This is a genomic window from Acidilobus sp. 7A, assembly GCF_003431325.1.
In the GTDB taxonomy this organism is placed as follows: Archaea; Thermoproteota; Thermoprotei_A; order Sulfolobales; family Acidilobaceae; genus Acidilobus.
In genome coordinates, this window is sequence record NZ_CP010515.1 from 235,374 (window position 1) to 248,374 (window position 13,001).

The window sequence follows — 13,001 nt, forward strand, 5'->3', positions numbered from 1 at the left end:
GGGGAGGCGGGGAAGTTAAAAAGGCACCGAAGGCGCGCGGGGTAGCGCTGAAAGCAGAGAGAAGGGGACAACAGCAGCAAGAAAACGTGAAGGAAGAAGGGAAAAAAGAAGAAAATAAAGATAGAGTTAGGCTAAGCTGTGGCCCTCAGAACTTGGCGAATGCCACGTAGGCTATGAGGGCGAGCGCTATTATTGCTACTATCAGGGCGCCGAGGCTGTACGTAGCTGCGCTTGAGGCCGCTGAGAAGGCGCTGTGGGCGCTGCTCTCAGCGCTCGAGGCCGTGCTGCTTATCGTGCTGAGGGTTGACTGCATTGAGCTCAGCGTGCCCTGCATGCCGCTGACCGTTGAGCTCAATGAGCTGAGCGTGCTGCTGACGCCGCTGAGGGTTGATGACATGCTGTTCACAGTTGATGATATGGAGCTCACGGTGCTGCTGAGCGAGCTCAGCGACGAGGCAACGCCGCTTATCGTTGAGGTGGCCGAGCTCAGGGTGCTGTTTATGCTCTGTATCGAGCTCGCCAGGGCCGTCATACTGCTCGACAGCGAGCTCACGTCGCTCTCTACCGTGTTCACGTCAGAGGCCAGGGCGCCAACCTGGCCGCCCACGTTGGTCAGGTCGAACTCTATCGTTGATATGCTTGAGTTGACGTAGCTGAAGTTGCCGTAGAGGTAGCCGCTTATGGTGCTCACCACGCTGCTCACCTCTGAACTTATGGAGGCGTTGAGGCCCTTCACAGCGGAGCTTAGTGACTGTATGGAGGCGTTGAGGCCCTTCACCTCAGAGGCCACCGTTGAGCCCTCGCTCTGCACCTGCGAGCTCAGGGTGCTCACCGCGCTGCTTATCTCTGACTTTATGGAGGCGTTGAGGCCCTGTATGAGCGAGGCCACCTGCGACTCAGCTGAGGCTATCTCGCTGTTTATGGCCTGCGTGTTCACCGACACTATGCCAGAGGTCGCGGCGGCCTGGCCTGTGAAGGTGTAGGCGCTCGGGTCAAACTTGTAGGCGGCCGTCACAGTCACTATGATGTCGACAGTTCCATTTGCAACTGTGCTGGGCAGCGTCACGTAGTACACGTCGAAGCCAGGTATGGCCGTCACGAACCGCACGCTGGAGGCCGGCAGCGGGTACACGCCGCTGGCGTTAGCTATGTAGGCGCTCACCTGCGGCGCGGACACTGTGAAGAAAGTCGAGGCCTCGCTGGCCGGCAGGCCGAGCACTGAGACCTGCTTGGACACCAGCACCTCAACCGGCACGCCAACAGAGGCCGTGCCTGGGGCGGTCACGCTGAACTGCACCGGGATTGTCGGTATCTGCTCCACGTAGTACATGGTTAGCGTGACCGGCGTTGATGGGTAAGTGACAATAGTGCCCGTGGGCACGTAGGGCCCTGTCAGCTGGAAGCTCAGTTCGTTGTAGCCTGGGCACAGCGGCAGCGTGGTGCCGGCGCTCAGCGTGGAGCCCTTGACGTACGTGCCTGTGAAGTTGCTAAACAGCGTGCCGTTGATTATGTAGCCGAGCGGCACCACCTTTGTGGCGACGCCGCACTGCGCGGAGACTGTGAAGTTGACGGGCAGGGCCTCGCCCGTGGGCTTGCTTATTGGCGAGCCGAACACGTAGGCCGTCACAGGCACGCCTGGGAGTACCAGTATGGGCTGGCTGGTCAGAGGCGACGTCACAGTGATTATTCCGCCCGTCGTGCTGTTTGTTATGAAGTAGGCCAGCGAGTAGGTGCCGAGCAGCAGGTCGCCGGCCTTGCCCACGTAGAGCATGGTTGAGGCCGGCTCTGAGGTGATAGTGCCTGAACTTGTGACGTTAGTTATCGCTATCATGTATGGGTACTGGCTGCTTGTCATCCAGCCCGCGTTGCCGGGCAGGTCTGGCACGGGCACGTTGTTGAACACGCCGTAGCCTCCCAGCACCCACGTGCCGCTGAAGCTGCTGTCGCCGAAGGGGGCCACCTTTGACACGTTGAGGCTTCCGAAGTACTCACTGTTTATGTAGAACTTGAGCAGCACGGAGCCGTACTTGCCGGTGGTTATGTTCGCGTTGGCGCCGGCGCCGACTACCACTATCTCGTGTATCATGCCCTCGGAGGCCGGTATCAGGTACGTAGTGCCGTTAGTTATGTACTGGGTCGCCTCGAACGGGTACTTGAACAGCGTTATAGGCATCTGTATGGCGCCGAGCAGGCCGCTGACTATGGGCGTCGGCGGGTAGACGACGGGCGTCGGGTTGACGTACACTATGGCCGCGCCTGGGTTAGAGTTCAGGTAGACCTCGTAGTTGCTGCTGGCGTTGCTCATTACTGACGCGTAGACGGAGTTAGCGACGTAAGCCGTGACCTTCGTGAAGCTGGTCGACCGTATCTTCGTGACCAGGAAGTTATAGAAGGACCCGCTTATGGGCACCTGGCTTATGTAGGCGAAGTCGCCGTAGCCGTCTGTCTGGACGCTGGTTATGGGCGCCAGTGTTGTGGCCGCTATAGGCGCCGTGGTGCTGTTCATGATGACGGGGTACTCGCTAGAGCTTATGGACGTGCTGAAGCCGAAGCCCCTGACGAGCAGGTAGTTGCCGAAGAGCAGGCCCTCTGGGGCGCTGCTGGTGCCGTTGAAGTAGAACATGCCGTTAGCGTTGCTTGTGAACACCTGGTAGAACGGGTAGACCTCTAGCGGCCCGCTCGTGGTCCACAGCGTGCAGTTGCTAACGTAGGCGTACGGGCTTATGGTGCCCGACACGAGCTCAGGCGTGTAGGTTATTTCGTACTCGAGGCCGAGCTTAGCGAGCGGGTAGTAGGGCGCGTTCGGTATCAGGACGTCCACCGTGGCCTCGCCGCTCACCGGTGTAATAGCGCTGGTGAACGTGTTGTTAGTGAAGGTGCCGATACTCTCAACGACGTAGCCGGAGCTCGTGTAGTAGCTCTCGTAGTTCTCCTCAGCTGGGTATAGGTACGGGCTAGTGGGCAGGAGGGTGCCGTTGCCTATGGCCGTCACCGCTACGAAGCTCGTGCTGGTCGGCAGGTTGTAGAAGGTGAGAGCCAGCTCGTCGCCTGGGTTAAGCTGGCCGCTCGGGCCGGCCACATTCGGGTATTCGTTGGTCACCTTGAAGCTCGGGAATATGTTAAGGGTCCCAGCTGCTGGGCTAGGCGTGAAGAGGCCGTAGGGCTTGAAGGTCGACGGGTTGACGCCGTAGTTGCTGAGGGTGTAGTTGACCACCGGGAAGCTCACAGCCGCGGCCTTCCCTGTGGTCGTCCCGTACTGGTAGGTGCCGCTCGGGAAGAACTCAATGTAGGTCGTGCCGTTAGCCGGGACGACTGTAATCGGGGTCTTGTACATCACGTCAAGGCTGAAGTCGCTTATGTTGAAGTATGAGGTCACGGCGCCTGAGCTGAAGTGCACGGAGTTGGTCAGCGCGGGCGGGATGAACGTGCCGTCGAGCGTGCCCTTAACGCCTATGCTGACCGGTGTGGAAGTGTAGTTCACGTAAATGGAGCTCCCGAATACCTCTGAGGAGTTGGATGATTTACTGATATTCGCTATGATAGCGGATGTCGTGGAGACCGTAGAGTTAGCGAAGGAGCCCAGGAGCGTGAGTTTGTAATTAGCAAGGTCCGACATAGTGCTGCTTATTATGCCTGAGGCGTAGGCGTTAGTGCCCGTTATGTTGAGGAACGCATTGCTTGACGTCGGCAGGCAGAGCGAAACATAGCTCAGGTTGTTCAGGGGTTTTATCGTGACCTCCATGGTTGGCCTTATGGTCAGGTTGAAGGGCCCAGCGGCTATGGCCGGGGCTGAGCCGCCGTACTGCACAGGGGCTGACGTCGAGTACTTGAGATAGACGAGGGCCCAGCCCTGCGTCGTCAGGTTGTGAAGCACAGTCGTCTCCTGGGTGGCGCCGTTTGAGGCGGCGTCCTCTGCCGGGCCGTAGGTGCTCAGGGCTGTTATGAAGTTAGCCAAGTCCGTCGCGGTTATGGGCACACTGCCGACAACAGCTGTCACGTTGCTCGTTGAGAATGCTGGGGTTATCGGGACGTCACCGAAGTAGACGGCATTTATGCCGTTGGCCGAGAGGTATATGTGGGCCGCGGCGCCCTGGTATGATGACGAGAGGTTGAAGTCAAAGGTCACGGCACCACCGACGCTCACAAGCTTGGTGTACACCAGGCCGGTTCCGGGCTGCGGGTATGTTGCGGCCTTCGCCACCAGCCCCAGGAGCGGGGCCAGCAGCACGAGGGCCAGAACTACAGCCGCCACTATCTTATACGATCTCACAGCTATTCACCACTTGTGGCTCGGTCTAACGTAGAGGCCTATGGGGTATTTAAGAAGTAACACCCTCCCCCCGGCCACATAGAGTCCCACATGTGGGATAGGGGTTATGCGCCGCGGAGGTGCTCAGCCGCCCCTCGGGGCCACCAAAATAACTAAGCCAACCCTGCCCGTGACCTCCAGCTCGACCTCCCCCGAGAGGGGCGAGGGGGAGAGGGCCAGGTAATACTGGCCGCTGGCGTTCAGCAGTGCCAGGTATGACGTTGAGCTCAGCTCAGCGCAGGCAACGACCCTCGCAGTTATCAGCGTCACGTTGACCTCAGAGAGGGCGCTCAGTAGGGCGGTCGCCGTCGACTCCATGAGCTCCGCCGGCACCTCGAAGTCAGTCAGGTTATACCTGCCCAGCACAGAGGCGGCCGCCTCCGAGAGGTTAAGCGCCTCCTCCGCGTAGCTGGCCCCCTGGGAGCCCTGCACAAGGGCCAGGGCGGCCTCCCTCAGGTAAGTGACAGCTGCCCATAGCTCAGGGAGGGCCCTGGCAACAGCGGCCCCCTCCTCGCCCAGGGCGCCCTCAGCCTTCTCCTGGAGCGCCTCTAGCTGCTCCGCAGATGATGCCAGGGCCTCGCTCAGGTTATAGACAGGGGCCGCAAGCGAGGCTATTGCAAGCACGGGCTGAGGGCCGCCGGCCTTTATGCCGGCAACGTACGACTCCGCCTCCTCCGCGTAGCCTATTGCTGAGCTGTAGTTCCCCTCCCCGGCCTCCACGGCTGAGAGGGAGTCAAGCCTGAGGGCCCTGCTCACGTTACCCCAGTACTCCGCGGCCTCGGAGGCCCACGACCTCAGCTGCGCGACGGAGGCCTGTGAGCCCGAGAGCTGCCCTGGGACGGCAGCGGCGACCTCAGCTATAGCTATAGCGTCGTCCGCTGCGGAGGACAGCGTCGCGTTAAGCTCCGGCAGGCTCGGGGTCCCGTTAACGGCCCTTGAGTAGCTGTATATGGAGTACGCGGCCTCCGCTGACGCACCCGCAAGGCCTATGGCGTAGGTCACGTTGCCCTCGTAGGTCTCGCTGAGGGACCAGGAGAGCAGCTCGGAGGACCAGATGGCAAAGGTCAGCTCGCCGACGGTGGCGACGCCGTTTGCTATAACTGCTGCAGCGCTTGGGGACCTCGTGCTGACCTCCCTCGTGAGGTTCGCAACGACGGGGGCGGCCCGCCAGAGGTAGCCGCTCGCGTTCTCCAGGGTCTCATTCGCCCTGCTAAGCATGCCCAGGCCGCTCTCGTTCACAGCAATTGCGTCAAGCATGAGGGCCTGCGACAGCATGTCAGTGACGTTAATGGCCTTCTCCAGGTACTGGTCGTAGCCTGATGGGAACGCCGGGTAGTTGCTTATGCCGTAGCTGACGTAGCTGTCAAGTGTCAGTATGTCAGCGCTCAGGCTGCTGACTGAGCTCCCTGAGAGGGCGCCTGTGTTAACGTAGTAACTTGTTGAGTACTGGAGGGCCCTCTCAGCCAGGCCCTGGGAGCTGCTGACATATGAGGACGCCAGGCCGTCGTTGCCGCTCATGTATGCCTCAAGGGCCGCCGAGAGGTTGCCCGCGGCCTCGTAGTCCCACCACAGGAGCTGGGAGGCCTCAGCGGGCGAGGCCCTAGCTATTGACGTCGAGAGGCTCACGTTGTCGACGCTGTAGTTCACAACCTCAAGGAGCTGGCCCAGGGTCCCTGTGAGCACGCTGATGTTGTTAATGGTCCAAACGGCGTACTGGGCCTGCGGCGACCCCTGGACCTTGGCCTCTAGGCTCATGGCCTCGCTGAGGGCCGCGTAGGCGCCCGCCAGCGATGGCAACTCTGAAAGCGAGAGGCCCTCTATAGCCTGCCTGGCGCTGGCGTACGTCATGTTAAGGTAGCCGAGGGCCGCGCTAAGGCTCACGTAGGCGCCCTGCAGGCCGAGGCTCACGTTGACGTTCTTGAGCCCCGCCGCCACCTCCCCCGTGTAGTTGATGGCCAAGCTTATGTTGCCGTGGAGCTGCCCCTGGGGCAGGGTCACGCTGCACTGGGCCGGGGGCTCCACGGCGCGCGCCTCAAGGGCAAGGGCGCCGCCAAGGCATGAGAGGGCTGAGGACGCGTTCTCCATCTCCCCCAGGATCGCTGCGTAGGTGGAGTTCATCTCCTCGGCCTCCGCCTCAGCCCTCTGAAGCTCCGAGTACGCCTCACTTATGTTAGCCATGGCCTCCCCGTAGACTTTGACCCTGAGGCTCGCGTTGAGCAGGGGCTGCACAAGGCCCGCGTTGGCCCTTAGCGCCTGGAGAAGCTCGAGGATCTCAACCACCTGGGATGGGCTGGTCACGTTAGCCCTCGCTATCAGCCCCTCAAGCGGCTCAACGTAGCTGTAGGCGTTCATCATCATTTCGCTGCTGGCCGTCGAGTTGAGCAGCCCCACGTCATCCTTGGCCAGGGAGCTGATTGCGCTGAGCGAGGCGTTGAGCCCCTGGGCGCTCGACGCAGAGGAGTAGGATGCAGTTGCGCTAAGCGCCCTGAGGCCCAGCTCCCTGGCGCCGCTGTAGTTGCCCTGCTCGAAGAGGCTGTAGGCCTCCGCGGCCAGCTGCCTCAGCTGAGACGCGTATGTGGAGTTGAAGGACAGCGACGCCGCCAGGTATGATGCGAGGGCCACGTAGGCAGCGGCCTCAGCCCAGGGGGCAGGCCTCGGCTCTAGGGCAGCAAGGTACCCTGAGGCCTCCCTCATGACCTTCAGGCTGAGGGCCTCAGAGCCGCTGTAGTTGCCCTGCTCCTCGAGCTTCACGGCCAGCGAGAGCGTCGCGTTGAGGGAGCTGACATTGATGTTGTACCTCTCAAGGACGGCAAGGTCCTCTGAGGCGGCGGCCAGCCAAGGCGCCTGCGGCTGCGGGCAGCGATGGGGGCTAGGAGCGGGAGAAGCATAACTGCTATAAGGGCCGCTGCAAGGGCTCTGGCGGGCCTCAAGCTCTCGACCTCCTCAGGGCTAGGGCCACAGCCACTATAACAACTACTATGACAACGGCTGCCGCGGCGTAAACGTAAGCCGCGCTGCTCGGGTGCCCTGTGACCGTTGTCGTTGGCGGCGTAGTTGACGCGCTGGTCGTTGAAGTTGTAGGGGTGGTTGTTGAGGTGGTCGCGGTAGACGTGGTTGTAGTAACTGGCGTCGTGCTCGTAGATGTCGTGGTTGTTGAGGTGGTCGTAACGCTACTGGTTGTTGTCGTGGTTGTCGTGACGGGCTCCACGGTCACGTCAACGGTCAGGTTGCCCGGGCCGGCCTCGAGCTCGGAGGCGTTTATCAGCGTCGCGTTGGCCCCGCTGTAGTACACGAGGACGCTGCCGTTAGCCACATAGACGTATGCCCTCGCCGGCAGGTATATCCAGTAGGTTGCGAGCGCGCCGCTCACCGAGCAGGGCGGCCCGTAGACGCTTACGTTTACCACCCCTGGGTCAAGCACGGACACCTGCAGCGTCCCATTCACGTACTTGGCGTAAAGGTTGCCGTAGCCCTCCTCGTAGGCAGCGTATGAGTACGGCGCTGAGCAGAGGGGCACCTCGAGCAGCTTTGGGGCTGAGGTGACGTTCAGCTGGAGGCCCAGAACGTAGCCATAGTAGCTCACGTCGACGCCCTGCGAGAACGCGAGGGGCAGGAGCGTAAGGATGACGACCGCCACAACAGCTAAGGCGAGCGACGACCGCCAGGCCTTCATAGTAGGACCCGCGTGGGCTGGCGGGCGCCTTAAAAAGTCTGTAACCTTTTTAGTAACTCTGTTATTTTTAATCACTTCTAATCTTAAGCTTTAAGCAGGCTGAGGCTGTGCTAATCAATTTTATAGCTTTTATGCTAACATTAGATCGGAGGGCGCCACAGTGAACTCCCCGTCGTGGCCGGGAGCTGTGCTCCCTAACCTAGGCGCGGGAGGGGAGGAGGAGTGATGAGGCCGAGCGACTATTAGTCACGATGAAGGCCGACTCTACTGCCTCAGCCTGCGAAGGTGAATGGGTCCTGCCTCAGCAGCTCCCTGAGCACCACGGTAGCGTACATGCCCCTTGGCAGCGAGAACTCAAGGCCCGCCTCGCCCAGCCTCAGCCCCCTGACCTCCATTAGAGACGGCCTTGTAAGGTCCCTGGCTGCGGCCCCCAGCTGCCCAGAGGCCAGCTCCTCGACCCCCTCATCCCTCATGACCTCCCTGCAGGCCCCCTCGGCGTCCGAGGCCCTCCTGGGCACCCTCAGGGCCCTCGGCAGCGCCCCGTTGGCCTCGATGAGCCTTGAGAGGCACAGGTTGAATATGTAGGACTGGTAGGCCTCTATGAAGAACCCTGGCCCCATGGGGTAGGCCTTTATGGCCCTCGCCGGGTCGCTGCTCCTAAGCAGCTCCCTGAGGACCCTGGCCTCGGGCCACAGGCTCCTCGGGGCCGCCCTGAGGGCCTCCTCGGGCCTGCCATCGTCGTAGAGCCTCCTGAACGTCCTCCAGGCCTCCGGCTCAGCCTCAAAGGGCCTGCCGAGCAGCAGGTCAAGGGCCTCCCTCAGGTCGCCCCTGACTATCGCTTTACCCACCAGGTGGCTGTTGGGCCTCACGAGGCCAAACCTCTGGTAGCCGAAGAAGGCCGGCAGGAGGGGGGCTGAGGCCAGCCTCTCGACCCTCCCCTTAAGCTCGGCCTGGTCGCCCTCAACCCTTATAATAAACCTGTTGCCCGTGTGCTCAAGCCTGCTGTCGTGGTCCCCCAGGTAGGTGAGCTCAACCCCGCTAAGCCTCGTCCTCCCAGGCCGAGGCCTGCCGCCCAGCGTGTAGACCAGCTGGTAGGTCACCGCGTTGGAGTCCTTCATGCCGAGGTGGTGGGGCCTTGAGCCCAGGGCCCTTGAGGCTAACCTCACGGCAGTGGCGTGGTCGACGCCCACCTTGGCGAGGAGGTAGACGCGCATGTTGCCCCTTCCGCTCGGCCTGAACTCTGTGCACGGGGCGCCTGAGACCTCCTCTATCACAGTGAAGCCCTCGGGCCTCCTTATGGTGGCCCCGAGGGGAGGCCACCCCTCGTCTAAGTAGTACACGAGCATGCCAACGTGCCTGTCGAGCCAGTGGGGGCTCCTCAGGGGCATCCCTGTGGGCTCTCCCCGACGGGGCAATTAAGCCGTTGGCGAGGGCGACGGCCCAGGCTGACGGCCCCCCGCCCTTAAGGGCGAAGCCTCCAACAAGGTGAACGCCCTAGCGCACTGCATAAGCTTAGGGGCCGACACCTGTACAGCATTTCAAGGCCAGCAACGCTTTAAACTCTTGAAGGCCAGAGAGGCAGCGGCGGGCCCGTAGCTCAGCCAGGTTAGAGCGGCGGGCTCCAGACCCGTAGGTCGGGGGTTCGAGTCCCTCCGGGCCCACCACAGAGGCCTTTCCAGGGCTCCCGGCCAGCGCCTAGGCGAGCGCCAATACAGCTCGGCCCTCGCCTTCGAGGGCCATGATCGCCTTGCGCTGTCCTGTGGTTGCTTTGACTCTCATATAGGTTTACAATGTTGATTACCAAGCTCTTTGGTAGACCCCCGAGGCACCTCATCAACGTGTCCAAGGTGCGGTACTAAGCTCGTTGAGGTTGGCTATCGCAGGCTCAGGTGCCCTAGCTGCGGCCTTGAGGCCGACAGGGACACAATAGCTATACTGAACATTGAGGGGAGGGCGCTTAGCCAGATGGGGGGAGCTCTGGCCTCCCCGACTGCCCCCCAGGTGACAGATGTAAGCCCGAACAGATGGGGGGAACCTGTGAACCGCCCTAAGGGAACCCTCGCCCTTTAGGGCGGGGAGGAGGTCAGATAGTCTACCTTCCCTTAGACCTCTCCCTGACGCAGCGGCCGAGGCCCTTGGCGATCTGAATCAGTATCCAGAGCGAGGCGCCCACGTCGGGGTCCCTCAGCCTGTACCCCATCCCAAGGGCCCCGTAGCGCCTCTCCTCGGTGACGTCGACCCTGCCCAGGGCCGTTATGGAGCACCTGGCCAGGTCCTGAAGGGCGTTCTGGGCGTTAGCTATGTCGTCGGCCGAGACCTTTGAGACTCCGTAGCTTACGGACGCCAGCAGGGCCAGGAGCCTCATAAGCGCTGGATCCGTGGCCGCCGCGAGGAAGGACTCCTCTGCCTTGTCCGCGAGGTAGGACAGCATGCCGAGGATGCCGCTCCTCTTGAGTTTGACTACAGCCTCCACGAGCTCTACCAGGGCGAGTGTCCCCACGTCAACGTTTGGGGGAGGCGGGAGCTCAGGCAGCGCCGGCTTAGGGGGCTGCGCTGCCTGAGGCGCTGGGGGCTTCGCCGCGGGGGCCGCCTGGGGCTTAGCGGCCTGCTGGGCGGCTGGCTGCTGTTGCTGGGCCGCCTGGGGGCCCTGCTGCGCCTTCTGGCCCGCGCCCTGCGGCTGGGGCTTTGTGGGCTGCCCTGCGCTGGGCTGGCTTGACAAGCTCCCTTTTCACCGGCTGGGCGCGGCCCGCCTAGAAATTTATGTCTAAGGGCCTTGCGCTCATTAGATTCTAACCAAACAGGCCGCTAACTCTTAACCCACCGGAGGCACGCGTAGCCATCATGCCTCCCCACGTGGAGATCTCCTGCCGCGTCATTAGGCCGAAGGCTGCCCATAAGCCCACTAGGAATACCCTGGTGACAGACGACCCTGAAGCATGGGGGATTTAAAATTTCTGTGAGCGCCCCGGCCTGCCCCTTAAAATGCCGCTCAGGACGAGGCGGCCTCTACTCTCTTCCCGGTGGCCGGGTCGAAGAGGACGAGCGACCCTGGGCGCACGGTGAAGGAGACCTTGTCGCCCCTGTTGACCTGCATCGTGGACGGGTAGAGGATCCTCAGGAGCGTCCCGTCGCCAACATCAACGTGAACCACTGTGTAGGCCCCAACCCTCTCGATCATTGAGACGACGCCCCTTAGGTCGCCCTCCCCAACAACTGCGTCCTCCGGCCTGAAGCCGAAGGTCACGTCCTGGCCCTCCTTAACTGACCCCCTGTAGCTGCTCGGCAGGGGCAGCTTCAGCTCGCCCTTCTTTGAAACTATGTAGCCCTCCCTCACCGTGCCCTCGAGCACGTTCATGGGTGGGTTGCCGACGAACGAGGCCACCCAGGTGTTCCTGGGCCTCCTGTAGACCTCCATAGGGTCGCCGAAGTCCTGTATTACGCCGTCGTGCAGCACTGCGAGCTTGGTCGCCAGGGACAGGGCCTCAACCTGGTCGTGCGTGACGTAGACTATGGTGGTGCCCAGCTCCTTGTGAAGCTGTTTGAGCTCCTCCCTCGCGTACACCCTGACTATGGCGTCAAGGTTTGCCATGGGCTCGTCCATCAGCAGTATGTCGGCCCCCTTGACGAGGGCCTTGGCTATGGCCACCCTCTGCCTCTGGCCGCCGCTGAGCTCTGAGGGCTTCTTGCTCAGTATGTCGCCTATCCTCAGCATCTCAGCGACCTTCTTGACCTGGGCGTCTATCTCCTGTTTAGGCCTGTGCATGAGCTTAAGCGGGAAGGCTATGTTGTCGTAGACGCTCATGAAGGGGTAGATGGCGTAGCTCTGGAACACCATGGCCACGTTCCTCTCCCTGGGCGGCAGGTCGTCAACAAGCTCACCCCTGAGGTAGACATGCCCCTTGTCCTGTCTCAGCAGGCCAGCTATAACCCTTAGCAGAGTCGTCTTGCCCTCGCCCGAGGGGCCTAGGACCACCACCAGCTCACCCTTGTCGACGCTCATGCTGAGGCCCCTCAGGGGGGTCACCGTGACGCCCTTCGTCTTGTACGTCTTCCAGATGTCCTCAAGCTTTATGTACTCCAAGCCTGCTCCCCCTCCAGCCTAGCCCCTGCATAAAATATCACTTTATGCCTGCCAGGCTGCTGTACGCCCTGGTCATCATCCTCTGCGACACAAGGAAGAGCGCCATTAGCGGTATCCCCATCAGGACCGCGCCAGCGGCGAATATGTTGTAGTTGGGGGCTGAGGCGTAGTTGTAGAGGCCAGCAAGGTAGTAGAGGCCGAGCATGGCGGTCCACTGGTTTGAATTTGTACCTATGAAGGCGTAGGCCGTGGCGTAATCCATGTAGGCTCCCAGGAAGCCTAGCAGGGCAGTCAGTGCCACGATAGGCATAGCCATCCTGAACACTATCCTTATGAAGACCCCAAAGCGGGAGAGGCCGTCGACCATTGCCGCGTCCTCGTAGTCGGGCGGTATGGAGTCTATGGCTAGCTTGGCCAGGAAAGCAGCGAAGACGGCCGTGCCAGGCGTGTAGGCGAGAACGAGCCCATAGTAGTTGAGCAGCCTGAGCTGAGCGAAGAGGAGGTAGAGGGGGACCGTGGTGGCGGTGACGGGCAGGAACGTGATTATGTAGGTGAATGTTGCCAGCGTCTTCTTGGCTGGCATGTCAAGTCTTGAGAGGCCGTAGCCGGCCAGCATCGCAAGCGCTATTGAGAGCAGCGAGGTGGCCGCCGCCAGCATTATGCTGTGAGCCACCCACAGCGGGAAGTCGGGGGCCTTTATCGACGGTATGAACCTGCCGAAGAGCAGCTCCCTGTAGGCCTGCAGGGTCACCTGGGTGGGCACCAGGTCCTTTATCGAGACAGCCAGCAGCCTCGTGACGTGGCTGAAGGACAACATTATAACGTAGTATATTGGCATTATGGCCCATATTGCCACCACTATGAGCACGAGGTACGATATGCCAAGCCTGAGGGCCTTGTATGCCAGCCTCCTTGACCTGCCCTTCAATTCTACCACC

8 protein-coding genes and 1 tRNA gene are annotated in these 13,001 nt (G+C 61.6%); 2 read left to right on the forward strand and 7 right to left on the reverse strand.

The window, feature by feature from the left end; genetic code table 11:
* Nucleotides 1–145: 145 nt before the first annotated feature.
* The 4 genes from SE86_RS01160 to truD all read right to left on the reverse strand — a co-directional run bounded on the left by SE86_RS01160 (nucleotide 146) and on the right by truD (nucleotide 9,370).
* Nucleotides 146–4,270 (reverse strand): hypothetical protein, encoded by a 4,125-nt coding sequence (locus SE86_RS01160; RefSeq protein WP_117353943.1) that lies wholly within the window; start codon nucleotides 4,268–4,270, stop codon nucleotides 146–148.
* A 123-nt stretch (nucleotides 4,271–4,393) separates the two neighbouring features.
* Nucleotides 4,394–7,060 carry a hypothetical protein gene (locus tag SE86_RS01165; protein ID WP_117353944.1) on the reverse strand — a complete coding sequence of 889 codons (2,667 nt, stop codon included), beginning with the start codon at nucleotides 7,058–7,060 and terminating at the stop codon, nucleotides 4,394–4,396.
* A gap of 175 nt (nucleotides 7,061–7,235) precedes the next feature.
* Nucleotides 7,236–7,982, reverse strand: coding sequence for a hypothetical protein (locus SE86_RS01170; RefSeq protein ID WP_117353945.1), 747 nt, complete (start codon nucleotides 7,980–7,982; stop codon nucleotides 7,236–7,238).
* A gap of 272 nt (nucleotides 7,983–8,254) precedes the next feature.
* On the reverse strand, nucleotides 8,255–9,370 hold the full coding sequence (truD, locus tag SE86_RS01175; protein WP_117353946.1) for a tRNA pseudouridine(13) synthase TruD: 1,116 nt from the start codon (nucleotides 9,368–9,370) through the stop codon (nucleotides 8,255–8,257).
* Nucleotides 9,371–9,568: 198 nt separating this feature from the next.
* Between truD and SE86_RS01180 the strand changes: the two genes are divergently transcribed.
* Nucleotides 9,569–9,646: transfer RNA gene (locus SE86_RS01180), tRNA-Trp, on the forward strand.
* Between the two features lie 145 nt (nucleotides 9,647–9,791).
* Nucleotides 9,792–10,052, forward strand: coding sequence for a zinc ribbon domain-containing protein (locus SE86_RS01185; protein WP_211096624.1), 261 nt, complete (start codon nucleotides 9,792–9,794; stop codon nucleotides 10,050–10,052).
* 22 nt (nucleotides 10,053–10,074) lie between these two features.
* Here SE86_RS01185 and SE86_RS01190 read toward each other — a convergent pair whose 3' ends face one another.
* The 3 genes from SE86_RS01190 to SE86_RS01200 all read right to left on the reverse strand — a co-directional run bounded on the left by SE86_RS01190 (nucleotide 10,075) and on the right by SE86_RS01200 (nucleotide 13,000).
* A complete protein-coding gene (locus tag SE86_RS01190; RefSeq protein WP_117353947.1) occupies nucleotides 10,075–10,701 on the reverse strand; it encodes a DUF1641 domain-containing protein in 627 nt (208 codons plus the stop codon).
* A 270-nt stretch (nucleotides 10,702–10,971) separates the two neighbouring features.
* The gene (locus tag SE86_RS01195) at nucleotides 10,972–12,063 is read right to left on the reverse strand and encodes an ABC transporter ATP-binding protein (RefSeq protein WP_211096625.1); all 1,092 of its coding nucleotides are present in this window, start codon (nucleotides 12,061–12,063) and stop codon (nucleotides 10,972–10,974) included.
* Nucleotides 12,064–12,100: 37 nt separating this feature from the next.
* Nucleotides 12,101–13,000, reverse strand: a complete 900-nt coding sequence (locus tag SE86_RS01200; protein WP_117353948.1) for an ABC transporter permease subunit — start codon at nucleotides 12,998–13,000, stop codon at nucleotides 12,101–12,103.
* Between the last annotated feature and the right edge of the window lies 1 nt (nucleotide 13,001).